The 23,261-nt window shown below is 59.1% G+C and carries 24 protein-coding genes; 9 read left to right on the top strand and 15 right to left on the bottom strand.

Going from position 1 to position 23,261, the window contains the following annotated elements; genetic code table 11:
• The first annotated feature begins 34 nt into the window (after positions 1-34).
• The 6 genes from SJY29_RS16505 to SJY29_RS16480 are packed head-to-tail and all read left to right on the top strand — an operon-like array spanning position 35 to position 5,706.
• A complete protein-coding gene (locus SJY29_RS16505) occupies positions 35-571 on the top strand; it encodes a GNAT family N-acetyltransferase (protein ID WP_400085038.1) in 537 nt (178 codons plus the stop codon).
• Positions 568-1,512 (top strand): ABC transporter permease, encoded by a 945-nt coding sequence (locus SJY29_RS16500; RefSeq protein ID WP_400085035.1) that lies wholly within the window; start codon positions 568-570, stop codon positions 1,510-1,512. The genes SJY29_RS16505 and SJY29_RS16500 overlap by 4 nt, the downstream gene beginning before the upstream one ends.
• Entirely contained in the window at positions 1,509-2,324 is an 816-nt protein-coding gene (locus tag SJY29_RS16495) for an ABC transporter permease (protein WP_400085031.1), read from the top strand. Before SJY29_RS16500 ends, SJY29_RS16495 begins: the two co-directional genes overlap by 4 nt.
• Complete coding sequence (locus SJY29_RS16490; protein ID WP_400085029.1) at positions 2,321-3,907, top strand: ABC transporter ATP-binding protein; 1,587 nt, start codon at positions 2,321-2,323, stop codon at positions 3,905-3,907. The genes SJY29_RS16495 and SJY29_RS16490 overlap by 4 nt, the downstream gene beginning before the upstream one ends.
• 58 nt (positions 3,908-3,965) lie before the next feature.
• Positions 3,966-4,703, top strand: coding sequence for an SDR family oxidoreductase (locus tag SJY29_RS16485; protein WP_400085026.1), 738 nt, complete (start codon positions 3,966-3,968; stop codon positions 4,701-4,703).
• Complete coding sequence (locus SJY29_RS16480) at positions 4,687-5,706, top strand: P1 family peptidase (protein ID WP_400085023.1); 1,020 nt, start codon at positions 4,687-4,689, stop codon at positions 5,704-5,706. The genes SJY29_RS16485 and SJY29_RS16480 overlap by 17 nt, the downstream gene beginning before the upstream one ends.
• Here the strand turns inward: SJY29_RS16480 and SJY29_RS16475 are convergent.
• From SJY29_RS16475 to SJY29_RS16465, 3 genes are read right to left on the bottom strand one after another with little or no spacing between them, the layout of a single operon-like run.
• On the bottom strand, positions 5,703-6,881 hold the full coding sequence (locus SJY29_RS16475) for an NAD(P)/FAD-dependent oxidoreductase (protein ID WP_400085020.1): 1,179 nt from the start codon (positions 6,879-6,881) through the stop codon (positions 5,703-5,705). The two genes, SJY29_RS16480 and SJY29_RS16475, sit on opposite strands and share 4 nt — an antisense overlap.
• A 60-nt stretch (positions 6,882-6,941) precedes the next feature.
• Positions 6,942-7,589 carry a ferric reductase gene (locus tag SJY29_RS16470; RefSeq protein ID WP_400085017.1) on the bottom strand — a complete coding sequence of 216 codons (648 nt, stop codon included), beginning with the start codon at positions 7,587-7,589 and terminating at the stop codon, positions 6,942-6,944.
• Positions 7,546-8,034: a twin-arginine translocation pathway signal gene (locus SJY29_RS16465; protein ID WP_400085014.1), complete on the bottom strand. Its 489-nt coding sequence runs from the start codon at positions 8,032-8,034 to the stop codon at positions 7,546-7,548. Before SJY29_RS16465 ends, SJY29_RS16470 begins: the two co-directional genes overlap by 44 nt.
• A gap of 303 nt (positions 8,035-8,337) precedes the next feature.
• Here SJY29_RS16465 and SJY29_RS16460 point away from each other — a divergent pair, with 303 nt between their 5' ends.
• Positions 8,338-9,087 carry a lysophospholipid acyltransferase family protein gene (locus tag SJY29_RS16460; RefSeq protein WP_400085011.1) on the top strand — a complete coding sequence of 250 codons (750 nt, stop codon included), beginning with the start codon at positions 8,338-8,340 and terminating at the stop codon, positions 9,085-9,087.
• Positions 9,088-9,353: 266 nt separating this feature from the next.
• On the opposite strand, the gene SJY29_RS16455 is transcribed toward SJY29_RS16460, so the two are convergent.
• The 8 genes from SJY29_RS16455 to SJY29_RS16420 form a co-directional block, all read right to left on the bottom strand.
• The gene (locus SJY29_RS16455) at positions 9,354-10,346 is read right to left on the bottom strand and encodes an ABC transporter substrate-binding protein (RefSeq protein WP_110280686.1); all 993 of its coding nucleotides are present in this window, start codon (positions 10,344-10,346) and stop codon (positions 9,354-9,356) included.
• Positions 10,347-10,394: 48 nt separating this feature from the next.
• Positions 10,395-11,246, bottom strand: coding sequence for an ABC transporter permease (locus tag SJY29_RS16450; protein WP_400085008.1), 852 nt, complete (start codon positions 11,244-11,246; stop codon positions 10,395-10,397).
• On the bottom strand, positions 11,243-12,163 hold the full coding sequence (locus SJY29_RS16445) for an ABC transporter permease (protein ID WP_400085005.1): 921 nt from the start codon (positions 12,161-12,163) through the stop codon (positions 11,243-11,245). The genes SJY29_RS16450 and SJY29_RS16445 overlap by 4 nt, the downstream gene beginning before the upstream one ends.
• 45 nt (positions 12,164-12,208) lie before the next feature.
• Positions 12,209-12,988, bottom strand: coding sequence for an ABC transporter ATP-binding protein (locus SJY29_RS16440; RefSeq protein WP_400085002.1), 780 nt, complete (start codon positions 12,986-12,988; stop codon positions 12,209-12,211).
• Positions 12,981-13,448 carry a hypothetical protein gene (locus tag SJY29_RS16435; protein WP_400084999.1) on the bottom strand — a complete coding sequence of 156 codons (468 nt, stop codon included), beginning with the start codon at positions 13,446-13,448 and terminating at the stop codon, positions 12,981-12,983. Before SJY29_RS16435 ends, SJY29_RS16440 begins: the two co-directional genes overlap by 8 nt.
• Position 13,449: 1 nt before the next feature.
• Positions 13,450-14,904 carry a dihydropyrimidinase gene (gene hydA, locus SJY29_RS16430; RefSeq protein ID WP_400084997.1) on the bottom strand — a complete coding sequence of 485 codons (1,455 nt, stop codon included), beginning with the start codon at positions 14,902-14,904 and terminating at the stop codon, positions 13,450-13,452.
• Positions 14,905-14,949: 45 nt separating this feature from the next.
• Positions 14,950-15,183 carry a GIY-YIG nuclease family protein gene (locus tag SJY29_RS16425; protein ID WP_400084994.1) on the bottom strand — a complete coding sequence of 78 codons (234 nt, stop codon included), beginning with the start codon at positions 15,181-15,183 and terminating at the stop codon, positions 14,950-14,952.
• A 183-nt stretch (positions 15,184-15,366) separates the two neighbouring features.
• Entirely contained in the window at positions 15,367-16,617 is a 1,251-nt protein-coding gene (locus SJY29_RS16420) for a Zn-dependent hydrolase (protein WP_400084991.1), read from the bottom strand.
• A gap of 162 nt (positions 16,618-16,779) precedes the next feature.
• On the opposite strand from SJY29_RS16420, the gene SJY29_RS16415 reads away from it, so the two are divergent.
• Positions 16,780-17,382, top strand: coding sequence for a TetR family transcriptional regulator C-terminal domain-containing protein (locus SJY29_RS16415; RefSeq protein ID WP_400084988.1), 603 nt, complete (start codon positions 16,780-16,782; stop codon positions 17,380-17,382).
• 33 nt (positions 17,383-17,415) lie between these two features.
• Positions 17,416-17,661 (top strand): hypothetical protein, encoded by a 246-nt coding sequence (locus SJY29_RS16410; RefSeq protein WP_400084985.1) that lies wholly within the window; start codon positions 17,416-17,418, stop codon positions 17,659-17,661.
• A 67-nt stretch (positions 17,662-17,728) separates the two neighbouring features.
• Here the strand turns inward: SJY29_RS16410 and preA are convergent, their stop codons facing one another.
• The 4 genes from preA to araD all read right to left on the bottom strand — a co-directional run bounded on the left by preA (position 17,729) and on the right by araD (position 23,198).
• Positions 17,729-19,033, bottom strand: a complete 1,305-nt coding sequence (gene preA, locus SJY29_RS16405) for an NAD-dependent dihydropyrimidine dehydrogenase subunit PreA (protein ID WP_400084982.1) — start codon at positions 19,031-19,033, stop codon at positions 17,729-17,731.
• Position 19,034: 1 nt separating this feature from the next.
• Positions 19,035-20,369, bottom strand: a complete 1,335-nt coding sequence (locus tag SJY29_RS16400) for an NAD(P)-dependent oxidoreductase (protein WP_400084979.1) — start codon at positions 20,367-20,369, stop codon at positions 19,035-19,037.
• Between the two features lie 163 nt (positions 20,370-20,532).
• Positions 20,533-21,441: a Gfo/Idh/MocA family protein gene (locus SJY29_RS16395; protein ID WP_400084977.1), complete on the bottom strand. Its 909-nt coding sequence runs from the start codon at positions 21,439-21,441 to the stop codon at positions 20,533-20,535.
• Positions 21,441-23,198, bottom strand: coding sequence for an L-arabinonate dehydratase (araD, locus tag SJY29_RS16390; RefSeq protein WP_400084974.1), 1,758 nt, complete (start codon positions 23,196-23,198; stop codon positions 21,441-21,443). The genes SJY29_RS16395 and araD overlap by 1 nt, the downstream gene beginning before the upstream one ends.
• Positions 23,199-23,261 lie beyond the last annotated feature (63 nt).

Raw genomic sequence — 23,261 nt, 5'->3', positions numbered from 1 at the left:
GCGTCCATGCAGGGCGTGGCATTTTGCCGGCCCGATGCCGTACCACGAACGCCATCGCATGACGTATGAGCCGATCATCAGAGCGGAGACACCGCAGGACCGGCAGGCGATCTATGATCTGACGCGCGATGCCTTTGCACCCATGGCTTTCAGCGATGGCAGTGAACCCGACATAATCAACCAACTCCGCGCAGACGGTGAACTCACGCTGTCATTGGTGGCCGACGCGGACGGTATTATCGGCCATGTGGCCTTCTCTCCGGCGAAAATCAGTCAGGCGCAGGGGGTTTGGTACGGGCTCGGCCCTATTTCGGTCCGCGCCGATAAGCAAAGGCAAGGGATCGGCACAAAGCTCGTGCACACAGGCTTGGAGATGTTACGCAACATGGGGGCGGCAGGCTGCGTTCTGACGGGCAACCCCGATGTTTATATGCCGATGGGCTTTAAGAACGATCACGCACTGACCTACAGCGGCCTGAATCCAAGATTTATCTTGTACTACACATTTGACGGCAGCATCCCGAAAGGCGAAATCAACTTCGCCGAAGCCCTAGAAGAGGAGCACCCATGATCCGCTATGCGCTTGGGCGCCTCACCTCGCTGATTATCAGCCTGATTGTGGCATCCATCGTCATCTTTGCGGTGATCGAGGTAATCCCGGGTGATCCCGCAGCCTTTATGCTGGGCATCAACGCACGCCCCGATACGATTGCGGCCTTGCGCGCGGAAATGGGCCTCGATCAACCTGTGGTGACGCGATATTTCGATTGGATCACGGGGTTGCTGCGCGGTGATTTCGGGCAGTCCTGGACCTATAAAACCCCTGTCGCGGAGCTGATCGCGGACCGGATCTGGGTTTCGCTTCCGCTGGCCATCTATGCGCTGGCGCTCTCGACCCTCATTGCCTTTCCCGCAGGGATTTACGCGGCAAGCCGCCGTGGCAGCGCAGGCGATGTGACCATCATGGGCGCCACGCAACTGGGCGTCGCGATCCCGAATTTCTGGTTCGCGATGATCCTTGTGCTTATCTTTGCAATCAACCTGCGTTGGTTCAGCGCAGGCGGGTTTCCCGGTTGGGACAACCCTTTGCAAGCCATCAAAGCCCTGACCCTGCCCGCCATTGCGCTCGCTCTGCCGCAAGCGGCAATCCTCGCGCGGGTCATGCGGTCATCGCTCTTGGATATGCTGGGCGAGGATTTCATCCGGACCGCCCGCGCGAAAGGCCTTTCGGCCCGCCAAGCGCTTTGGAAACACGCGGTGCGCAATGCGCTGATCCCTGTGCTCACCATCATCGGTCTGCAATTCTCGTTCCTGCTCGCAGGGGGGATAATCATTGAACAGGTCTTCTTCCTGCCCGGTCTGGGCCGTCTGATTTTCCAGTCGATCAGCGCACGCGACCTGATCGTCGTGGAAAGCGTGGTCATGCTTCTGGTCTTCACCGTGATCATGGTGAACTTCCTTGTCGATCTGGCCTATGCCGCCGTCGACCCGCGGCTGAGGACCAAATCATGAGCCGCAATCTGATCATCGGCACGGCGCTGACGGTCCTGTTCATCGCACTGGCGGCGGTGTCCTTTGTCTGGACCCCCGCCGATATCGAAACACTGGATATCCCCAACAGATTGCAAACGCCGAGCGCCACCAACTGGCTCGGCACCGATCACTTCGGCCGCGATATCCTGTCGATGATCATGATGGGCGCGCGCACATCCATCGCCGTTGCCCTGCTCGCCGTGGGCATCGGCATGGCGCTCGGCATCCCTTTGGGATTACTCGCGGCGGCGCGGCACGGCTCACTGCTCGACGAGCTCATCATGCGCGGCAACGACCTTGTCTTTGCCTTCCCGTCGCTGGTCATCGCCATTCTGATTACCGCCGTCTTCGGCGCATCCGCCGTCAATGCCATTATCGCCATTGGTATCTTCAACATCCCCGTCTTTGCCCGCCTGACCCGCGGTGCCGCCCTGCCGCTCTGGGAGCGTGATTTCATCCTCGCTGCCCGCGTCTGCGGAAAATCCGCCACGCACATCTCGATTGAACATATCCTGCCCAACATCACCAACCTGATGATTGTTCAGGGCACGATCCAGTTCAGCCTTGGCATCTTGGCAGAGGCCGCGCTGTCCTACATCGGCCTTGGCGCACAACCACCGACCGCCAGCTGGGGCCGGATGCTGGCCGACGCGCAGACACTGGTCAGCATTGCCCCCCATGTGGCCCTTGTGCCGGGCTTTGCGATCTTGCTGATGGTGCTGGGCCTCAACCTGATGGGTGACGGGCTGCGCGACTGGCTTGATCCCCGCATCAGAGTGGCCCGCACATGAGCCTGCTTGCGATCAAAGACCTGTCACTGTCCATCGGTGATACCGAAATCCTCCACGATATCGACCTCACGATTGAGGCCGGCGAGATTGTTGCGATCACCGGCGAAAGTGGTTCGGGCAAATCTATGGCTGCACTTGCCATCATGGGGCTGTTGCCGCGTGGTTCGGCCGCCAAAGGCATGGTGAACCTCGACGGCACCGATATCCTGCAAACCTCTGAAACCGACCTGTGTAAGATGCGTGGCAACACCATGGGCATGGTGTTTCAGGAACCCATGACCGCACTCAACCCCGTGCAAACCATCGGCGCACAGGTCGCCGAAACAATCCTGATCCACGAAAAAACCACCAAGTCCGAAGCCCACAAACGTGCTGCCGCCATGCTGGAACGCGTGGGGCTGAAAGTGCCCCCCTCGCGCTACCCGCATGAGCTCTCGGGCGGGCAGCGCCAGCGTGTCGTCATCGCCATGGCCATCGCCCTGCGTCCCAAACTGCTGATCGCGGATGAACCGACCACGGCACTTGATGTCACGACGCAGGCCCGCATCCTTGATCTGCTACGCGATCTCGTCCGCGAATTCGACATGGGGCTGTTGCTGATCACCCATGATCTGGCAGTCGTGGCGGACATCGCCGACAAGATCGCCGTCATGCAGAACGGGCGCATCGTGGAGTCCGGCGCAACCAGACATCTCTTTGCCCATATGCAGCACCCCTACACCAAGGCGCTCTTCGCGGCCTCGGCCCATACCGTCTCACTTCCCGAAACGCCCCCTTCACCCCCGATCCTGCAAGTCAGGAACGTCGCCCGCGATTACCCCATGTCGCGCACGGCCTTTCTGGGCCCGCGCCCTGTCTTCCGTGCCCTGCACGACATCAGCTTTCAGATCAACGCAGGCGAACGTGTCGGCCTTGTCGGCGAAAGCGGCTGCGGAAAATCGACACTAACACGGGCGATTTTGGGGCTGGAGGACGTGCAGGAAGGCGAAATCACCCTTGATGGCGATCCTGTTTTCAGCGGCAAACACCCCAACCTTGCGGTCCGGCGCAAGATGCAGGTCGTCTTTCAGGACCCCTACAGCAGCTTCAATCCCCGCCACCGGGTTGACCGTTTGATCACCGAACCCTTCCACCTTTTGCCACATCCGCCCACAGGACCGGCGCGCGCCGATGCCATTGCCAAAGCGCTCACTGACGTGGGCCTGTCACCCGCAGATGCAGGCAAGTACATCCACGAATTCTCGGGCGGCCAGCGCCAGCGCATCGCCATCGCCCGCGCGCTAATTATCGAACCTGAACTGATCATCTTCGACGAAGCGGTGTCCGCGCTTGATGTTTCGGTCCGCGCCCAGGTGCTCGACCTGATCGCGGACCTCTGCCGCAAGCGCCCCTTGGCCTATCTGTTCATCAGCCATGATCTGTCCGTTGTGCGCACAGTCACCGACCGTGTCATGGTCATGCAGGCGGGAAAAATCGTCGAACAGGGCGAAACAGAGACTGTTTTTGCACATCCACAGCATCCCTACACCCGCACTTTGATCGCAGCGGCGCCCAAGCTGCCGGATATTGGGCAGACGGGATAAGAAAGAGATTGCAGCGCGGCTTGCGTCCATTACGCTGCCGGAAAATGAGGGGGATATCATGCGACTGGCTGGCAAGACGGCGATTGTAACAGGCGGCGGCTCCGGTTTCGGGGCGGGTATCGCGCGCAAATTCGCGGCCGAAGGGTGCCATGTCATCGTGGCTGACCTCAATATCGACGGTGCCCAGCACATCGCGGATGAAATCGGCGGGCGCGCATTGACATGCGATGTCTCGGACGGTGCCTCGGTCAACTACATGGCAAAGTCGGTGCTGGGGGCGGGACCGCTGGACATACTTGTGAACAACGCAGGCATCACCCATCTGCCCAGTGCGATGGAGGACGTGAGCGAGGAGGATTTTGACCGCGTCTTTGCCGTGAACATGAAATCGGTCTACCTGACCGCCCGCGCCTTTGTTCCCCATTTCAAGGAACACAAGCGGGGCGCGATCCTCAACGTAGCCTCGACCGCCGGTGTGTCGCCGCGCCCGCGCCTGAACTGGTACAACGCCTCAAAGGGTTGGATGATCACCGCGACGAAAACCATGGCAGTCGAACTGGCCCCGGATGGGGTCCGCGTGAACGCGATTAACCCTGTGGCGGGCGATACGCCCTTGCTGAAATCCTTTATGGGCGAGGATACGCCGGAAATTCGCGCCAAATTCCTGTCGACCATCCCGCTGGGGCGCTTTTCCACCCCCGAGGACATGGGCAACGCCGCCTGTTTCCTTTGCTCGGACGAGGCCAGCATGATCACCGGTGTCGCAATGGAGGTGGACGGTGGCCGCTGTATCTAAAGGACCCCGCAACCTGATCACCGATGTGGCGGGCCTGCGTGTGGGCAACGCGCAAGACGACCACATCAAGACCGGCACCACGGTTCTGGTCGGCGACAAACCGTTCACCGCCAGCGTGCATGTGATGGGCGGGGCACCCGGCACCAAGGAAACCGATCTGCTGGCCCCCGACAAAACCGTGGAACAGGTTGATGTGCTGGTTCTCTCGGGCGGGTCGGCCTTCGGGCTTGATGCCTGTTCGGGTGTCATGGACGGGCTGCGCGCGATGGGGCGGGGGTTTGCCATCGGTGATATCCGCATTCCCATCGTGCCGGGTGCGATTATCTTTGATCTGATCAACGGCGGCGCAAAGGACTGGGACGAAAACCCCTACCGCGCCCTGGGGCGAGAAGCGCTGCAAAGCGCGTCCGAGCAGTTTGCGCTAGGCACCGCAGGGGCGGGGACAGGGGCCATGGCGGCCATGCAAAAAGGCGGGCTTGGCTCTGCCTCCTTGATCCTGCCCGATGGTACGACCGTGGGCGCATTGGTGGCGGTGAACGCGCTTGGCAGCGTCACAACCCGCGGTGACAGACATTTCTGGGCCGCACCTTTTGAAATTGACGGCGAATTCGGCGGTGCGGGGCCAGATCCAAACGCGGGACATGTCACATCAGAGCCAAGCCGCAAGGAACATGCGATGATGCAGCAGGCCACGCAAGGCGCGAACACCACCATCGCAATCGTCGCCACCGATGCGCCACTGAGCAAGGTGCAATGCCACAGGCTCGCTGTCACCGCCCATGACGGCATGGCGCGGGCGATTGTGCCATCCCACACACCGCTTGACGGTGATCTGGTGTTCGGGGTCTCGACGGGGACAAGCACCCCTGTGGACCAGACCCGCTTCCGCGAGATCGCAGCCGCAGCGGCCACCTGTCTGGCCCGCGCCATCGCGCGCGGTGTCTATGAGGCAACAAGCGCCCCAGGCGACATCATCCCAACCTATCGCGAGATGAACGGCTAGGGCGCAAACGCGCCGTCATAATAATCAGGGATCGCACCACCCGTCGCGACGATTGCGCCCAGCCGCCCGATCTCATCCGCGCATTTCGCAGCGGCCCCGTTCCCTGCGGTGAGCGCGATGATATGATCAGTCTGGGGGTAAATGAACGGGTTGCCATTGGGCGAAAAGCTTGTCGCGCAACTATCAAAATGAATAGAGCGGTACTTCAGCCCCGGCATCAGCCCGATCAGAATCTCCGAGATCGCCGCACCCGCCACGGGATCACCGCCACTGCGGAACCATGCGATCATATCATCGACGCTGTGCAATTCGGTATCCACCGCATCGCCACCGATTTTGATATAGGTCTTGCCGTCAGGATACAGCACAGGCGGCAGGATATAGGGATCCTCTGACCGGCCCGGTGGAACGTAGATCACCGAAGGCATCCCCGACAGACGCGCAGCCTCCCCTTCATCCAGTTCGAAAAACGCGATGGTGCGGGCATAGACCCGCATCGGGATCGGGTCCGGTAAAAGCCCCTCGGCCTTGGAAAAAGCGCCACAGGCGACAATCACCTTGCCGGCGGTCAAGACGGCACCACCCGCACAATGCACCTGCGCCGCACCGCCGCCCTCGGAAATCCGCACGACCGTATCACGATGCAACACAGCACCCGCCTTGGTCGCTGCCGTAATTTCTGCCTTCACATGCAAACGCGGATTGATCCAACCGGCGTCCACCTCTTCATGCAGCGCAAGGATCCCCTCAGGAAAGTCAAACTCGGGGAACCGCGCGGCCAGCTCCGCCCCGCGCAGGGCCGTATGCGCGACACCATTCGCCTGCGCATGGCGCTGTGCGTTCAGAATATAGTCGCGCTCGGCACCCACTTCGGTGCCTGCCACAATCGCCCCCGCAGGCGTGTAGAACGGCTGTGCGCCCTTGGCGGCAATCTCGGGGTAGCGGGCAATCGCCTCCTGCGCGAAACGGGCCCAGTTCTTGCGGGTGTCGATCTTGCGTGTGATCCGCGCCTGATCATAGTGGCTTGCGAAAACCCCTGTATGCGTGGCTTTTTCCAACGGTTCATCCGGCCCCACAAGGGCCGTTTTCACGCCCATTTCGGCCAGATGACGCGCCGCCGCACTGCCCATCAGCCCTGCACCAACAACAATCACATCATAGCTCTGGTCAGTCATGACAGCCCTCGTTTCCGGACGATCATGGCAAGCGTTTGGGGAAAAGAAAATAGGCGTCTTTCAGGGCCTGCGCGGGCGCAGACCCATGGACCAGACCCTGCGCCGCGCAATCGCCCACGCAAGCGCAGCAAGCACCAGTACTGACAGGGCGGTTTTGCTGATCATCTCCATCGTTCCGACAATCTGCAAAGCATGTACCACTGTGCCGAGGACGGCCAAACTGACGGCTGCCGTATGCCCCCAACGCCAAGCCCGTAGCGGCAAACGCGGTCGCAAAACCGCCAACAGGCCCGCAGCAAAAACAGCCCACATCGCCAAAGCACCCCAGATCGCAAAAGGCGTGGGCGAGCGGAGCAGTAGAACGTCAATCACATCAGGCGGGCTGGTGATCCAAAGACCCACAACATGGCCCGCGACAGCCAGCAGCAGCAGCGCACCTGTCGCGCGGTGCAGTCTGCGCGCGTTTGCCTGCGACAACCCCGGCAGTGCGCCTGCGATTAATAGGGGCTGCATCAATAGCAGCGCCATGCCGACCACACCGGCAAGACCTGCAAAGATGTAAATCGGGTCCCGCCACTGCAAAAGCGGGCTGGATGCGGCAGCAATGACAGGGACACAGACGGCGGCCGCCAGAACGCCCCACATCAGCACCGCGCGCAGCACCCTAGGCAGGCTCCAACACGAAATCGACGTGAAGGGAGGTATCATTCGGACTGGCCATCACAGGACGCAGGAACACTGTCTTGAAATGCCCGCTGTCATAGGCCAGATGCCCATGCGCCTGACCAAACGCAGGCACGATCTGTGGCATGTTCATGCGAAACACACCATCCGCATCGGTCAGTGTGGCCCCGTGGCTATGGGCGTCACGCTCATGGCCTTCGGTTGTATGGGCCCATATCTGGATACGCTGCCCTTCCAGAGGCGCACCATCGCCAGCGCGCCGGACGGTGCCTGTCATCCAGAAACCACCCGCGCCAATGCGCTCTACAATCGGCGCATCAGGGCGATAGTTATTGGCCCCACCGCGCATGGTGGGTGTGGGCGCCAGACCAGCGGCAGCAGCAGGTGACAACAGCCCTGCCGCGGGGGTGACAAGCGCTGCGGCACCAAGAGCCATGGTATGGCGGCGTGTGATCAATCCTTTGGTCATCAATGATCTCCGATCGGCAAAACATAAGGAAGACATAGCACACGACGCGCACAATCCGAACGCGCCGCTTTGTCCCAAGCTTCAAGATAGTGTGAAAGGGCACCGTGCAACGCAGGGGGGTCTTTGTTGTAAATGGTGCACGCGTGATGCAGAGCAGCTTCAAGCCCAACGAGTGATGACACAGCGCGCGCTTGGTTAGCAGGTGCAAGGTTTGCGCAAGACAAGCGCCATGCAGCCGGATGTTTCGAATTGAATTTTTGACCCGAGGGAAGTACGACCACTTTACCAAGAGCCATAGGTCATATGACGCACGCCCTGAAATCGATCCAAGAAAATTGGCGTGGTGGAAAAGCATCGCTTCGGTTTTTATTGGGCACACCAGCAGCAATGGGCAGGATAGCGCGCGGAGCGCAAGTCGGCAGGCTGGCACGGACACCGCTTGAAAGCCTGTTCGCAAAGTATCTCGAAGACTGTCGATTTGAAGTTATTGTCGAAGGAGAAATTCCTGCGGCAGGCACAGGCTGCATTCTTTCTCACAACGAGACATCGTTCGCGGACCTGGCAGCATATTTCGTTGCGATCTGGCCGCATGTGGATCGGCTCGCCGGTGCCGATGTATACCGGCATATCCCCTTCGCCCGTAAAGCCTGTGCGAAAATCGATATTGAGTTGGTCGCGCGGGGCAACCGAAGGTCCACCGACCCCCTTGTCGACCGCATGGTGGCCGCGGCGAAGGCAGGCAAAAGAGTTGGTTGGGGAGGCGAAGGCAGGCTTTCGGGTCGAGACGGCGTCGGTCGTTTCAAGGTGGGCGGCAGCATCATTGCGATCAGGGCAAAAGCACCCGTCATTCCGGTGGTCATACATGGTGGTCATCATGCCATGCAGCTTGGAACCGTCCGGGCACGACCGGGCAAGATACACGTCCGTTTCTGCAAGCCCGTTTCGACCGAACACTACGAAGAAGCCGACGCGCGGGACCTTGCCGATAAACTGCAACAGGTCGTTTCTGAAAACTACACCGCGCTTTCCGAGCGCGAGGCGGATGTGAGATAATCACTCTTTCGGTCTCACATTGCTTTTACAGCGAACCGAGCGCATGCCCCAACCTGCTCTATTCCGCATTTGGCTCGCGGAAGCATCCCTCGTATAACGGCAGCGTCGTCCTGTGTGGATGACGTCCATCGCAGACGTCGCAATATGGCATCGCGCCAACAAGGCCAAGGGTTCCAAGCTGCACCATGTAAATCAAAGGCCCCGTGCAACGCACGGGGCCTTTCGTTATCGCAAGGTCCTTGATCAAGCCCCGGACAGCGTTGCACCTAGTTCAAAGCAGCATCCGTAATCACGCTTGTCCATGCACCTTCCGGCTGCGCGGAGATCACCGGGTCAGAGCCACCTGCCAAGAGCGTATCAACGGTGCGCTGGAAATCCGCCGGATCAAGCGCGCCATTGGACCCTGCGGTCAGCTTGGCAATCTCGCCCATCATCCGGATCTGCGCAGCCTCGGACTGTGCACCGGTCTCGTCATTGTCCAGAACGATGCCAGCGGCCTCAACCGGATTCTCTTCGGCCCATTTCCAGCCCTTCATCGAAGCGCGCACAAAGCGCACCATCTTGTCGACAAAGACCGGATCTTCGAGGTTCTCTTCCAGCGCATAGATCCCGTCTTCAAGCGTGGCGACCCCCTGGTCCTCATACATGAATGTCACCAGCTCATCCTCGGACACACCCGCATCCAAAACCTGACCATACTCGTTATAGGTCATGGTCGAGATACAATCGGCCTCGCGGTTCAAGAGCGGATCAACGTTGAAACCCTGCCGCAACACGGTCACACCCTCTTCACCACCATCGGTGGGAATGCCGGCCTGGCTCATCCAGCTCAGGAACGGGTATTCATTACCAAAGAACCACACGCCAATTGTCTTACCGCGGAAATCCTCGACCGTTTCAATGCCGGTGTCTTTCCAGCATGTCAGCATCAGACCGGATGTCTTGAACGGCTGCGCGATATTGACAACAGGCAGACCGCGTTCGCGGGCCGCCAGTGCGGATGGCATCCAGTTCAGCATTACGTCGGCACCACCGCCCGCCAGCACCTGTGGCGGCGCGATATCCGGACCACCGGGCAGAATCGTGACATTCAGTCCTTCTTCCTCATAGAAGCCCTGATCCAGCGCCACATAGTATCCCGCAAACTGTGCCTGCGTGACCCACTGCAATTGCAGTGTCACATCATTGGCGTGGGCATCCGCATGGGCCATGCCACCCAATCCAGCGGCCATCGCCGCTGCCATCATCATCTTTTTCATTTTGACCTCCTAGTCAGTTGTTACACCCTCTTTGCGGGGCTCAATTCTTTATTTGCGTTGCGATGGGTGCCAAAAGGTCACCCGCCCCTCAATCCATGCCATCAATCCGTAAAAAGCACTCCCGGCCAATGCGGCAACGACAATCTCGGCCCAGACCATATCAAGCGCAAGACGGCCCACCGAAGTCGAGATGCGAAAACCCATGCCCACTGTGGGAGAGCCGAAAAATTCAGCAACAATCGCCCCGATCAGCGCCAAAGTCGTCGCAATTTTAAGACCGTTGAAGATAAACGGCATCGCCGCAGGCAGGCGCAATTTGAGCAGCGTCGGCCAATAGCCCGCGCCATAGGTGCGCATCAGATCGCGCTGCATCGCTGTCGTGTCGCGCAAACCGGCCACGGTGTTCACAAGGATCGGGAAGAACACCATCACCGCAACCACAGCCGCCTTGGACTGCCAGTCGCTCCCCAGCCAACGGACGAAAATCGGCGCAATCCCCACAATCGGCAAGGCCGCCATAAAGCCACCCACCGGGAGAATGCCGCGCGTCAGAAAATCCGACCGGTCGGCAAGAATAGCCACACCAAAGGCCGCCAGCATCCCGATGAGATAACCGGTCATGGCCCCTTTGATGATCGTCTGGACAAAATCCGCCCAAAGCGTCGGAATTTCAGTGGCAAACCGCTCGGCAATCATCGTGGGGGGCGGCAGGATAATCGGGCTGACCTCCAACAGGCGCACCAGAAGCTCCCACATGATCAGGAGTGTCAGACCGAAAATCGCAGGCACCAATAGCCTGACCAGACGGGTATTTGCCGCGCCACCATTTGCCAACCGCGCGTTGACAAACCAGCCCGCCGCCCAGATCGCCAAAGCGCTGATAATCGCTGTGCCCGTCATACCGCCTGCATCCCCATCCGGCGCAGGGTCCAGCGTTCAATCAGGCTGAAAAACCCCACCAGGGCCGCCGCAGTCAGGGCCGCTGCAAAGAGCGCAGCCCATGTGACCAAAGGCTGGCCGTATTGATCACCCACCAGCATCCGCGCCCCGAAACCCGCACGCGCACCCGTTGGCAATTCGGCGACAATCGCACCGACCAATGACGCCGAAATCCCGATCTTGAGCGAGGCAAAAAGATAGGGCAACGAGGCCGGCAACCGCAGCTTCCAGAACCCCTGCGCGGGGCTCGCATAATAGGTGCGTAGCAAATCAAGCTGCATACCGTCGGGGCTGCGCAACCCCTTCACCATGCCCACGACGACAGGAAAGAAACTGAGATAGGCGCTGATCACCGCCTTCGGAAACAGCCCCTGAATGCCGATCGCGCCCATCATCACAATAATCATTGGCGCAAGGGCCAGAATAGGAATGGTCTGGCTGGCAATCGCCCAAGGCATCACACTCATGTCCATGGCGCGGTTATACACGATCCCCACCGCCAACAGGATGCCAAGGCCCGTCCCGATCACAAAACCCACTAGCGTGGCCGATAATGTCACCCAGCCATGAAAGACCAGTGACCGCCGCGATGTAATGCTCTGCAAGGCAATCGTATTCCACATCTCCACCACAACCTGATGCGGCGAGGGCAAACGCGGCCGTTCCAGCGTATAGGTCATGGCAAACAATTGCGGGTTACGCAGTGCAAGCCCGACACCCGACAATTCTTGACGCGCCACAGGCGTATCCGGCGTCACCGCAATATCCTGCCGCTGCGCCAGATCCGCCGTCAGATGTATGTTCATCGGCACAACGGACACGATCCAGAACAACAGGATCGCCCCGATAACGGTCAGAACCGGCAGAACAGACTTCACCCGCCCACCTCATCATCTTGCCAAAAATACTCCCCCCGGAGGGTCCTACACATCGTCATGGCCTGCCCTCAGCCCGTCACGCACCCTGTGCGCAATCTCGATAAACTCGGGTGTATCGCGAATATCCAAAGGCCGATCTTTGGGCAGCGGGCTTTCGATCACATCGGTAATCCGCCCCGGACGCGGCGACATCACGACAATCTTGGTCGACAGATACACCGCCTCGGGGATTGAATGGGTGACAAAGCCAATGGTCTTTTCGGTGCGCGCCCACAGCTGCAACAGCTGCTCGTTCAGGTGATCGCGCACAATCTCGTCCAGCGCGCCAAAGGGTTCGTCCATCAGCAAAATATCCGCATCAAAGGCCAAGGCCCGCGCAATCGAGGCACGTTGCTGCATCCCGCCGGACAATTGCCACGGAAACTTCTTCTCGAACCCCGCCAGATCAACAAGGTCCAGCACCCGCGCCACCCGCTCGGCCTGTTCCACTTTGGAGAACCCCATTATCTCAAGCGGCAACTTGATATTGCCACCAATCGTGCGCCACGGATAAAGGCCAGCCGCCTGAAACACATAGCCATAGGCCCGCGCCATCCGCGCCTCGTCCGGTGTCATGCCATTGACGGATATCTCCCCACCAGTGGGGGTTTCCAACCCTGCAATGCAGCGCAAGAACGTCGTCTTGCCACAGCCAGAAGGGCCGATAAACGACACGAAGTCGCCCTTGTTGATCTCAAGGTTCACGTCCTTGAGCGCATGGACAGGGCCATCGTTGGTTTGGAAGGTGAGGTTCAGACCAGCGGCAGCGATGACAGGATTATGCATAAGCCCCACCAACAAAAACTTGGATAGTTGCAATCACCAGCCCAATCATTGCCGCGATAGCGCCGACGACCGAACCAAAGTTCCAGAGTTCATCAACGAAAACGATACTCGGCGGCACCAAATCAATATTCACCGATAGAGCCAGACTCGCACTAGCGAAGCCAGCGACTGTTGCGCCTACTACAAATGCAAGAGGTCTTCCCAAGATAACAGCACCCAAATGATAGACGGGAAAAAACACAAATGTCGCAATGACAACGGCCTTGAAAAAAACAGGCACTGCAATCGCCAACGCACCGACAAAGAATACAACAAAAGTCCCGCCAGAAATCTCCTCGCGTTGCGAACCAGCAACCACGAATGGTGCGACCAACATTGTCAGCAAGAAGCCAATACCGAAAGTCGTGCCAAATTCATCTTCATAGTTCCGCCGATGCGTCGCCCCTCTGATTTTGCCCAACTCAAACCCCCGTCGCCGGAATACCCGTCCGCTCCACCGGTCGCGGCGCGGTCAGTTCCTTCCACTTCGACAGCGCCTTGTTCGTCGGCGTATTCGCCTCGCGTTTCACGAATTTCCCATGCCCTTCCTGCGTGCGTACTTCGCCATCATGGATCGCGACATGGCCCCGCGTCAGGGTAAAGCGCGGCAGGCCCTTCACTTGCTTGCCCTCGAACACGTTGTAATCAATCGCCGATTGCTGCGCTCCGGCGGTAATCGTCTTGGACTTCTCTGGGTCCCAGACCACCAGATCGGCATCGGCCCCCACCAGAACGGCCCCCTTGCGCGGATAGCAATTCAGCACCTTCGCGATATTCGTCGAGGTCACGGCGACAAATTCGTTCATCGTCAGACGCCCCGTGCCAACGCCATGGGTCCAGAGCATCGGCATCCGGTCCTCTAGACCACCTGTACCATTCGGGATCTTCGTGAAATCGCCCACGCCATATCGTTTCTGCTCAGTCGTAAAGGCACAGTGATCCGTCGCCACAACACTCAAAGATCCTGACTGCAATCCAGCCCAGAGGCTATCCTGATGCTGCTTGTTGCGGAAAGGGGGCGACATGACGCGGCGCGCGGCATGGTCCCAATCCTTGTTGAAATACTCAGACTCATCCAGGGTCAGATGCTGGATCAGCGGCTCGCCCCAGACGCGTTTGCCCTGCATGCGGGCACGGCGGATCGCCTCATGCGCCTCTTCGCACGACACATGCACAATATAGAGCGGCACGCCGGTCATATCGGCGATCATAATCGCACGGTTCGCAGCCTCACCCTCGACCTGCGGCGGGCGGGAATAGGCATGGGCCTCGGGTCCGGTATTGCCTTCGGCCAGCAGCTTGGCAGAAAGTTCCGCCACCACATCACCGTTCTCGGCATGGACCATGGCAATGGCCCCTAGCGAGGCCAGACGCGAGAAGGACGCGTACATTTCGTCGTCATTCACCATCAGCGCGCCTTTATAGGCCATGAAGTGCTTGAAGGTGTTGATGCCGCGGTCCTTGACCACGCTTTCCATCTCGTTGAACACCTGCTCGCCCCACCATGTGACGGCCATGTGGAAGGAATAATCGCAGTTCGCGCGGCCCGACTTGTTGTCCCACATCTGCAAGGCATCATGCAGGCCCTGACCGGGGGCAGGCAGCGCAAAATCGACAACCATCGTCGTGCCTCCAGAGAGTGCTGCACGCGTTCCGCTTTCGAAATCATCGGTCGAATAGGTGCCCATGAAAGGCATTTCCAAATGGGTATGCGGGTCAATGCCGCCAGGCATGACGTAGCATCCGGTCGCGTCGAGCTCTTCGTCGCCCTTCAAGTTCGGCCCGATCTCGATGATCTTGCCGCCGTCAATCAGAACATCCGCCTTATAGGTCAGGTCAGCGGTGACGATGGTGCCGTTTTTGATGACTTTGGTCATTGGTCTCTCCCAAGTGCTACGCAGTCCCTGACTTGATCAGGGACCTCAGAGAAACGAGACCTCCATCATCAAATCGGACCACTTTGGATTCTGTGCGTTGATCAGCGCATCTTTCCAGACACGCCGCCAGCGTTTGAGTTTCTTTTCGCGGGCGATCGCTTCGTGCAGCGTTTCGTGCATTTCGAAATAGACCAGCTTGCGAATGCGGTACCGCAATGTGTGGGTGCCGCCCATACCTGACTTGTGCTCGGACATACGTTTGAGCAGGTCGCCGGTCACGCCAATTTAGATCGCTGTGTTCGACTGGCAGGCCGCGATGTATGTGTAGAATGCCATGGCTTACTTTTGCGCACACACGGTTAACAAAAGACCAACGCAGTCCCGGACGTGATCCGGGACCTCCACGTTGCGGCAAGAGGTCCCGGATCACGTCCGGGACTGCGTCGGGATTATTGGCAACCCTCACCCAACAATCTCCGCCGTTTCCACAACAGCATGAAACAGCACATCCGTCCCTGCCGCCGCCCATTCCGGTGAAATCTCTTCCGCCTCGTTATGGCTCAAACCATCCACACACGGGCACATCACCATCGCCGTTGGATAGATATCATTGATCCAGCAGGCGTCATGCCCGGCACCCGACACGATATCCATGTGGCTGTAGCCCAACCGTTCCGCCGCATCGCGCACGGCCTTCACACAGCCCTCATCGAAAGCGGGCGGGTCGAACTGGCCGACGATCTCGGCTTCGAATGTCACCCCGATCTCTTCGCAAATCTTCGGCGCACGTTCCATCAGTTCATCCACCATCGCGTTCAGCTTACCCAGCAGATGCGTACGCATATCGACAGTAAAGACCACCTTGCCAGGGATGATGTTGCGGCTGTTGGGATAGACGTCGATATGTCCAATCGCGCCCACCGCATTGGGCTGGTTCTTCATGGCAATTTCATGCACCAACTCGGTGATCAGCGCCAAACCACGCCCCGCATTCTTGCGCATATGCATCGGCGTTGAACCGGTATGGCTCTCCTTGCCGGTCACAGTGCACTGGATCCAGCGCAGACCCTGACCGTGGGTGACGACACCGATATCCTTGCCTTCGGCCTCCAAAATCGGCCCTTGTTCAATATGAAGCTCGAAGAAGGCGTGCATCTTGCGGTCGCCAACTTTCTCGGGGCCTTTCCAGCCAATCCGCTCCAACTCGTCCCCGAAACGTTTACCCTCTGCATCTACGCGGTCATTCGCCCAGTCCAGCGTATGTTTGCCCGCAAAAACACCCGATGCCAGCATGGCAGGGGCGTAACGGGTGCCTTCCTCATTGGTCCAGTTCGTTACGACAATCGGGTGTCTGGTCTTGATATCGAGGTCATTGAGCGTCCGGATCACCTCAAGGCCACCGAGCACACCCAAGACACCATCATACTTCCCGCCCGTGGGCTGGGTATCCAGATGCGAGCCCACATAAACCGGCAGCGCATCGGGATCCGTGCCTTCACGCCGCGCAAACATATTGCCGATCTCGTCAACGCCCATGGTGCAACCCGCAGCCTCGCACCAGCTCTGGAACAGGTGGCGGCCTTCGCTGTCTTCATCGGTCAGTGTCTGGCGGTTGTTGCCTCCCGCGATACCGGGGCCGATCTTGGCCATCTCCATCAGGCTGTCCCACAGCCGTTCACCGTTGATACGCAGGTTCTCTCCGGGGGCTGGCATGAGGGCTCCTCTCTTCTGGTTTGACCAACTGGTCAAAATAACGCTAACAGAGAGGAAACATCAGTCAAGTTCTCTGCGCTAAATACTGGCAGATGCATCCATCACAGGCAAAATTGGGCAAATCCGGCCCGGCTTCGCCTGAATTTTGAGCAAAGGATCGGCATGACCAAAGCCCCCACCCGCATCCAGCAGCGCAATCGCGCGGCGATCCTCTCTGCCGGTCTCGATATTTTCTCGCAATACGGGTTTCGGGGGGCAACGCTGGATCAGATCGCCGATGCGGCGGGCCTGTCCAAACCGAACCTGCTCTACTATTTCCCTTCGAAAGAGGCCATTCACACGGCGCTTCTGGAACGCCTCCTCGAAACATGGCTCGACCCGTTGAAAGCCCTTGACGGCTCCGGCGATCCGGTGGCCGAGATCATGGGCTATGCACAGCGCAAACTGGCAATGAGCCGCGATTTTCCCCGCGAAAGCCGGCTGTTTGCGAATGAAGTCCTGCAAGGTGCGCCCCATATCGAAGATATTCTGAAAACCGATCTGAAAACGCTGGTCGATGAGAAGGCCGCCATCATCCAGGGCTGGGCAGATGCAGGAAAAATCGCGGCCATCGACCCGCATCATCTGATCTTTTCCATCTGGGCCTTTACCCAGCATTACGCCGACTTCGACGTGCAGGTGCGCGCTGTCTTGGGCGACAAAGCCCCGCATGACGGGGCCTTGTCCTTTCTCGACACGCTGTATTCGAAACTCTTGCGCGTTTAAGAGAGTATTCACCAATGCGTGGGACGTTTTGGTATGCAGATTGTCCATGCCTCAACCGTCCGCCATCCGAGCACGAACCCGAGCTGGTGCGCCCGTATCTTTGATGCCAAAGCTGCGCGATCAGGCGGTATTGTCAGACGCGCCGTGAAAGATGTCGATCGCGAAATCGGGCGCGTGGCTTTCATAAATGAAGTCAGCCGACGCGGCTATCATCTGATCGAATGTGGTGGGCAGTTCATCGTTATCTGCAATGCGGGAAGAATGATCGTGCACACGTGATTGCGATAACCTTCGTACGAAGGTTATCGCAGAGACCACAAGAATTTTTGTCAAAAATTCTTGTGCTTCACTCGGCAGCAACCGCCCCCGGATTATTCGGGTGCGTCGTCCAGTTGGCGTATTCCTTCTGCACCACTTTCCCTGTGCGCGGATCAACCTCTCCCGGCTGCATCGCTTCCATCGTGATGCAGTTTTCCACCGGGCAAACATCGACACAGAGGTTACAGGCCACACATTCCGCATCAATCACGCTGAACGTGCGATCCTCGGACATGGCAATCGCCTGATGGCTGGTATCTTCACAGGCCGCATAGCAGCGCCCGCATTTGATGCAGTCGTCCTGATTGATCTTGGCCTTGACCACGTAGTTCAGGTTCAGATACTGCCAGTCGGTGACATTGGGCACTGCACGCCCAACGACCTCTTCGACGGATGTATAGCCCTTCTCATCCATCCACTGGGACAGCCCGCTGATCATTTCCTGCACGATCTTGAAACCATAGGTCATCGCTGCGGTGCAGACCTGCACGTTGCCCGCGCCAAGGCTGATAAACTCCGCCGCATCGCGCCATGTGGTGATCCCGCCGATCCCGCTGATCGGCAGACCGCGTGTTTCGGGGTTGCGCGCGATCTCGGACACCATTGACATGGCAATCGGTTTCACCGCCGGGCCGCAATAGCCGCCATGCGATCCTTTGCCGTCAATTGACGGTTCGGGCGACATCGTGTCGAGGTTCACCGACGTGATCGAGTTGATTGTATTGATCAGGCTGACCGCATCGGCCCCACCGCGCATTGCCGCCGCCGCAGGTTTGCGTACATCGGTGATATTCGGCGTCAGTTTCACAATGACAGGTTTGTCGTAATACTGCTTGCACCAGCGCGTGACCATTTCGATGTATTCAGGCACCTGCCCGACAGCAGCACCCATACCCCGTTCGCTCATTCCGTGCGGGCAGCCAAAGTTCAGCTCGATACCATCTGCGCCAGTGGCTGCCACGCGGGGGAGAATGTCTTTCCATGCCTGTTCTTCACAAGGCACCATGATCGATACGATCATTGCGCGATCCGGATAATCGGCCTTTACGCGGGTGATTTCTTCAAGGTTCACTTCCAACGGGCGATCCGTGATCAACTCGATATTGTTCAACCCCAACAACCGCCGGTCCGCGCCATAGATCGCGCCATAACGCGGGCCGTTGACGTTGACGACGGGCGGTCCTTCGGACCCCAGCGTTTTCCAGACGACACCGCCCCAGCCCGCCTCGAACGCGCGACGGACGTTGTATTCCTTGTCTGTTGGCGGGGCCGAGGCCAGCCAGAACGGATTGGGGCTTTTGATGCCCAGAAAGTTTGTTGTCAGATCAGCCATTTTAGTTGCTCCCCATCAAGGTTGCATGAATATCCATCGCCGCATCGCGGCCTTCTGCGACAGCGGTGACCGTCAGGTCATCACCGCCAGTCGCGCAATCCCCACCGGCCCAGACACCTGTCTGGCTCGTCCGGCCCGCACCTGTCACAGCAATCTTGCGGCCCGCCAGTGCCAGACCACCGTCAGTCGTCAGCGTCTGGCCAATTGCCTTGAACACCTGATCGGCGGGCAGGCGCACAGTCTCGCCCGTGCCTTTCAATCCGCTACCATCGTCGGTGGTGTATTCCAGTTCGATCTCGCGCACCGCACCGTTGCCATGGATCGCCACAGGCTGGGCGTTGAACATCAGCCGCACACCTTTTGATGCAGCCAGATCCTGTTCATAGGTGCTGGCGCTCATCGCCTCGCGCCCGCGCCTGTATGCAATTGTGACGTTTTGCGCGCCCAGCAGTTTTGATTGCACGGCGGCGTCAACAGCGGTCATCCCGCCGCCGATCACCACCACATCGCGGCCGATAGGCAGGGCCGCCAAATCGCTGGCCTGCCGCAGTTCCTTGATGAAATCGACAGCATTGCGGACACCGTCCTTGTCCTCGCCCGCACTGCCCAGCGCATTCACACCGCCAAGACCCACACCAAGGAAAACTGCGTCATAGCTCTCGGTCAGGCCGCCAAGCGAAATACCCTCGCCCAAGCGCACCCCCGTTTGCACAGTGATGCCGCCAATCCCCAAGAGCCAGTCCACCTCGCGCGCCGCGAAGTCATCGGTTGATTTATAGGCTGCGATCCCGAATTCATTCAGGCCGCCCGCCTTGGCCTCAGCATCATAGATGGTCACGTCGTGACCATGCATCGCCAAGCGGTGCGCACAGGCCAGACCCGCAGGCCCCGCGCCAACGACCGCTACCTTCTTGCCGGTTTCGGGCGCGCGATCATAAGGATGGCGCTGCTTGCCCATGAGTGTGTCCGTGGCATGGCGCTGCAATCGCCCGATTTCGACCGGCTTGCCTTCGGCCATCTCGCGGACGCAGGCCTGTTCGCAAAGATCCTCTGTCGGACAGACGCGGGCACACATGCCACCCAGAATATTCTGGTCAAAAATGGTCTTGCCCGCCGCCTCGGGTGTGCCGGTGCTGATCTGGCGGATGAAAAGCGGGATATCAATATCGGTCGGGCAGGCCGTCACGCAGGGGGCGTCATGGCAGAAATAACAACGATCCGCAGCAACCGCCGCCTCATGGGGCGTAAAGGGCGCATGTAGATCGCCAAAGTTCTCGCCGAGTATCTCGGCGGGCAGACGCGCTGCGGCAATTCCGGGGGTCATGGGGCTGGACATGGTGCAATCCTGATCTGGCTTCTCACCATCAGCCTGCCACAGTTTTATTTTTTATCAAATGGTAAATTTTTGGCAGTTTATGAAAACAGCCGAAGACGCCTTTCGCACGGGCAGGATGCCTCCGGCGGAAGTTTGATTAGACATGGAAAATCATAAGGTTAGGTCAAAAGTGGAAAGATGCGACGACGTTGCGTTTGCCAAGTGTCAGCGCGTCCGCCACATGCAGCATCGGTGACAAATCCACCTCGGATGCATTTGTTTTGACCAATTCCGCCATCCGGTCATAGAGCGCGGGATACTCACGATCCGCCCCCGCCGCGACCTCATTGCCATCAATCAACAGCCGCGCGCCCCCATCATGGAGTGAGAGCGTGCCGGTGGTCGTCTCCACCGTGATATCCCAACTTTGCGGACCTTCCTGACGCCAGTCAAAATCACCCGTCACATTTTGCGTCCATTGCATATGCGCCGCAATCGGCGTGTCGCGGTTCTCGGGAAAAAACAGATCAGCGGACCGCAAATGGATCGGCATTGGCAGGATTTCCGTGATGATTGACAGCGCATTGCTGCCCGGATCAAACACCCCCATGCCGCCGGGCGCAAAGACCCAGTCCTGCCCCGGATGCCAGCGCCGCACGTCCTCTTTCCAGCAAATATGTGCGCCTGTCACGGTTTTATCCGCAAGCCACGCCTTGGCCGGTGCTACGCCTTTCGCCATCCGGCTGTGCCATGTTGTATAAAGCGAAACCCCCGCCGCGCGGGCCATGTCGGCCAGCGCATATACTTCGGCCAATGTGGCGCCGGGGGGTTTTTCCAGCATCACATGGCGGCCCGCTGCGATTGCCTTGGCCGCGTAATCATAGCGCGGCACTGGCGGCAGGCAGAGGGAAACCACGGGGATATCGGGCCGCTCGGAGAGCATCTGATCAAAATCGGTGAATGATTGCACGCCGTCAACGGTGCCAGCCCGGCTGACCGTCGCGGCAAGGTCCCAATCGGCGCTTCCGCCTATCGCAGGCACATGTTGATCGATTGCAATTTTGCCGATCCCGACCAGACAAATGGCTGTCATCAATGCGCCTCTTTGCCGACAGCATTGCCGCGATGCCCGACGAGGAAATCAAAATCGGCCCCCGTATCGGCCCCCATGACGCGATCATGGTACAGCATCGCATAACCACTTTCAGGCCGCGGATTCGCGCCGGATTTCTCAGTGGTCCATGTCGCCAGACGCGCGGCAAGCTCATCATCGGAAATATCCAGATGCAAACGCCGCCCTGCGACGTCCAACTCAATCATATCACCCGACTGCACCACGGCGAGCGGGCCACCGACAGCCGCCTCGGGCGACGTATGCAGCACGACGGTGCCAAAGGCCGTTCCCGACATGCGCGCGTCCGAAATCCGCACCATATCGGTGATCCCTTTCTTCAGGATCTTCGGCGGCAGACCCATATTACCCACCTCTGCCATCCCCGGATAACCGCGCGGACCGCAGTTTTTCAGAACCATCACGCAGGTTTCGTCAATATCAAGATCATCATCGTTGATGCGTGCTTTATAGTCGTCGATATCCTCGAACACGACAGCACGGCCACGGTGTTGCATCAATTCCGGCGTGGCTGCTGAGGGTTTCAAGACCGCCCCACCCGGCGCCAGATTGCCGCGCAACACGGCGATACCGCCGGATTGCGTCAGCGCCTTTTCCACCGGCAGGATCACATCCTCATTCCAGTTCTTGACGTGTTTGACCTCATCCCACATGGACCCGCCCGATACGGTCAGCGCGTCTTTATGCAAGAGACCTGCCTCGCCCAATCGCTTGATCACGACAGGCAGGCCACCCGCATAGAAGAACTCTTCCATCAGGTATTTGCCCGAGGGCATCAGGTTTACAATCGTGGGCACATCGCGGCCCAACCGGTCCCAGTCATCAAGGGTCAGGTCAACGCCTTTGGTGCGCCCTGCCATGGCCAGCAGGTGGATCACCGCATTGGTGGACCCGCCAATCGCGGCATTGGTGCGGATCGCATTTTCAAAGGCCTGCTTGGTCATCACATCGGACGGTTTCAGATCATCCTTGACCATCTGGACGATGCGCCGCCCCGTCAGATGCGCCATCACACGACGGCGGCTGTCCACCGCAGGGATTGCCGCATTGCCGGACAGCGCCATGCCCAGCGCCTCGGCCATCGAGGCCATTGTGCTGGCCGTGCCCATCGTGTTGCACGACCCCGGCGAGCGGGACATCGACGCTTCTGCCTCGACAAACTCCTCGGCCGTCATTTCGCCCGCGCGCACAGCTTCCGAGAATTTCCACAGATGCGTGCCAGACCCCACACGTTCGCCACGGAACATGCCGTTCAACATCGGACCACCCGACACAACGATGGCGGGCAAATCCACCGAAGCGGCCCCCATCAACAGCGCAGGCGTTGTCTTGTCGCAGCCCGCCAGCAGCACAACACCGTCCATCGACATGCCGCGGATCGCCTCTTCCACGTCCATCGCACAGAGGTTGCGATACATCATGGCAGTGGGGCGCAAGCTGCTCTCGGCAGGCGAGAACACGGGAAATTCCACAGGAAAACCACCCGCCTCGTAAATCCCGAACTTCACCTTCTCGGCCAGATCGCGCAAATGCGCGTTGCACGGCGTCAGCTCGGACCAAGTGTTGCAGATACCGACCACAGGACGTCCATCCAGCAAATCCGCAGGCAAGCCCTGATTCTTCATCCATGAGCGGTGATAGATCGCATCTTTCGACGATCCTCCGAACCATTCCTGAGACCGCAATTTGCGAGGCCACTTGGCGGGCTTGAATGTCATAATCAGACTTCCTTTAAGGCATGTGTTGGCGCATCATTAACGCGCCCCCCGATGAAATCCAAG

It is taken from the genome of Yoonia sp. R78084 (genome assembly GCF_044595625.1).
GTDB lineage: Bacteria > Pseudomonadota > Alphaproteobacteria > Rhodobacterales > Rhodobacteraceae > Yoonia.
Note: the sequence above shows the minus strand (reverse complement) of the source record. Positions and strands in the feature narration are given on the sequence as shown.

What these genes read in the sequence shown, in the direction of transcription:
- SJY29_RS16505 (WP_400085038.1), top strand. Translation starts at nt 35, where the DNA reads ATGCCGTACCACGAACGCCATCGCATGACGTATGAGCCGATCATCAGA.
- SJY29_RS16500 (WP_400085035.1), top strand. Translation starts at nt 568, where the DNA reads ATGATCCGCTATGCGCTTGGGCGCCTCACCTCGCTGATTATCAGCCTG.
- SJY29_RS16495 (WP_400085031.1), top strand. Translation starts at nt 1,509, where the DNA reads ATGAGCCGCAATCTGATCATCGGCACGGCGCTGACGGTCCTGTTCATC.
- SJY29_RS16490 (WP_400085029.1), top strand. Translation starts at nt 2,321, where the DNA reads ATGAGCCTGCTTGCGATCAAAGACCTGTCACTGTCCATCGGTGATACC.
- SJY29_RS16485 (WP_400085026.1), top strand. Translation starts at nt 3,966, where the DNA reads ATGCGACTGGCTGGCAAGACGGCGATTGTAACAGGCGGCGGCTCCGGT.
- SJY29_RS16475 (WP_400085020.1), bottom strand. Translation starts at nt 6,881, where the DNA reads ATGACTGACCAGAGCTATGATGTGATTGTTGTTGGTGCAGGGCTGATG.
- SJY29_RS16470 (WP_400085017.1), bottom strand. Translation starts at nt 7,589, where the DNA reads ATGATACCTCCCTTCACGTCGATTTCGTGTTGGAGCCTGCCTAGGGTG.
- SJY29_RS16465 (WP_400085014.1), bottom strand. Translation starts at nt 8,034, where the DNA reads ATGACCAAAGGATTGATCACACGCCGCCATACCATGGCTCTTGGTGCC.
- SJY29_RS16460 (WP_400085011.1), top strand. Translation starts at nt 8,338, where the DNA reads ATGACGCACGCCCTGAAATCGATCCAAGAAAATTGGCGTGGTGGAAAA.
- SJY29_RS16455 (WP_110280686.1), bottom strand. Translation starts at nt 10,346, where the DNA reads ATGAAAAAGATGATGATGGCAGCGGCGATGGCCGCTGGATTGGGTGGC.
- SJY29_RS16450 (WP_400085008.1), bottom strand. Translation starts at nt 11,246, where the DNA reads ATGACGGGCACAGCGATTATCAGCGCTTTGGCGATCTGGGCGGCGGGC.
- SJY29_RS16440 (WP_400085002.1), bottom strand. Translation starts at nt 12,988, where the DNA reads ATGCATAATCCTGTCATCGCTGCCGCTGGTCTGAACCTCACCTTCCAA.
- hydA (WP_400084997.1), bottom strand. Translation starts at nt 14,904, where the DNA reads ATGACCAAAGTCATCAAAAACGGCACCATCGTCACCGCTGACCTGACC.
- SJY29_RS16420 (WP_400084991.1), bottom strand. Translation starts at nt 16,617, where the DNA reads ATGCCAGCCCCCGGAGAGAACCTGCGTATCAACGGTGAACGGCTGTGG.
- SJY29_RS16415 (WP_400084988.1), top strand. Translation starts at nt 16,780, where the DNA reads ATGACCAAAGCCCCCACCCGCATCCAGCAGCGCAATCGCGCGGCGATC.
- SJY29_RS16410 (WP_400084985.1), top strand. Translation starts at nt 17,416, where the DNA reads ATGCAGATTGTCCATGCCTCAACCGTCCGCCATCCGAGCACGAACCCG.
- preA (WP_400084982.1), bottom strand. Translation starts at nt 19,033, where the DNA reads ATGGCTGATCTGACAACAAACTTTCTGGGCATCAAAAGCCCCAATCCG.
- SJY29_RS16400 (WP_400084979.1), bottom strand. Translation starts at nt 20,369, where the DNA reads ATGTCCAGCCCCATGACCCCCGGAATTGCCGCAGCGCGTCTGCCCGCC.
- SJY29_RS16395 (WP_400084977.1), bottom strand. Translation starts at nt 21,441, where the DNA reads ATGACAGCCATTTGTCTGGTCGGGATCGGCAAAATTGCAATCGATCAA.
- araD (WP_400084974.1), bottom strand. Translation starts at nt 23,198, where the DNA reads ATGACATTCAAGCCCGCCAAGTGGCCTCGCAAATTGCGGTCTCAGGAA.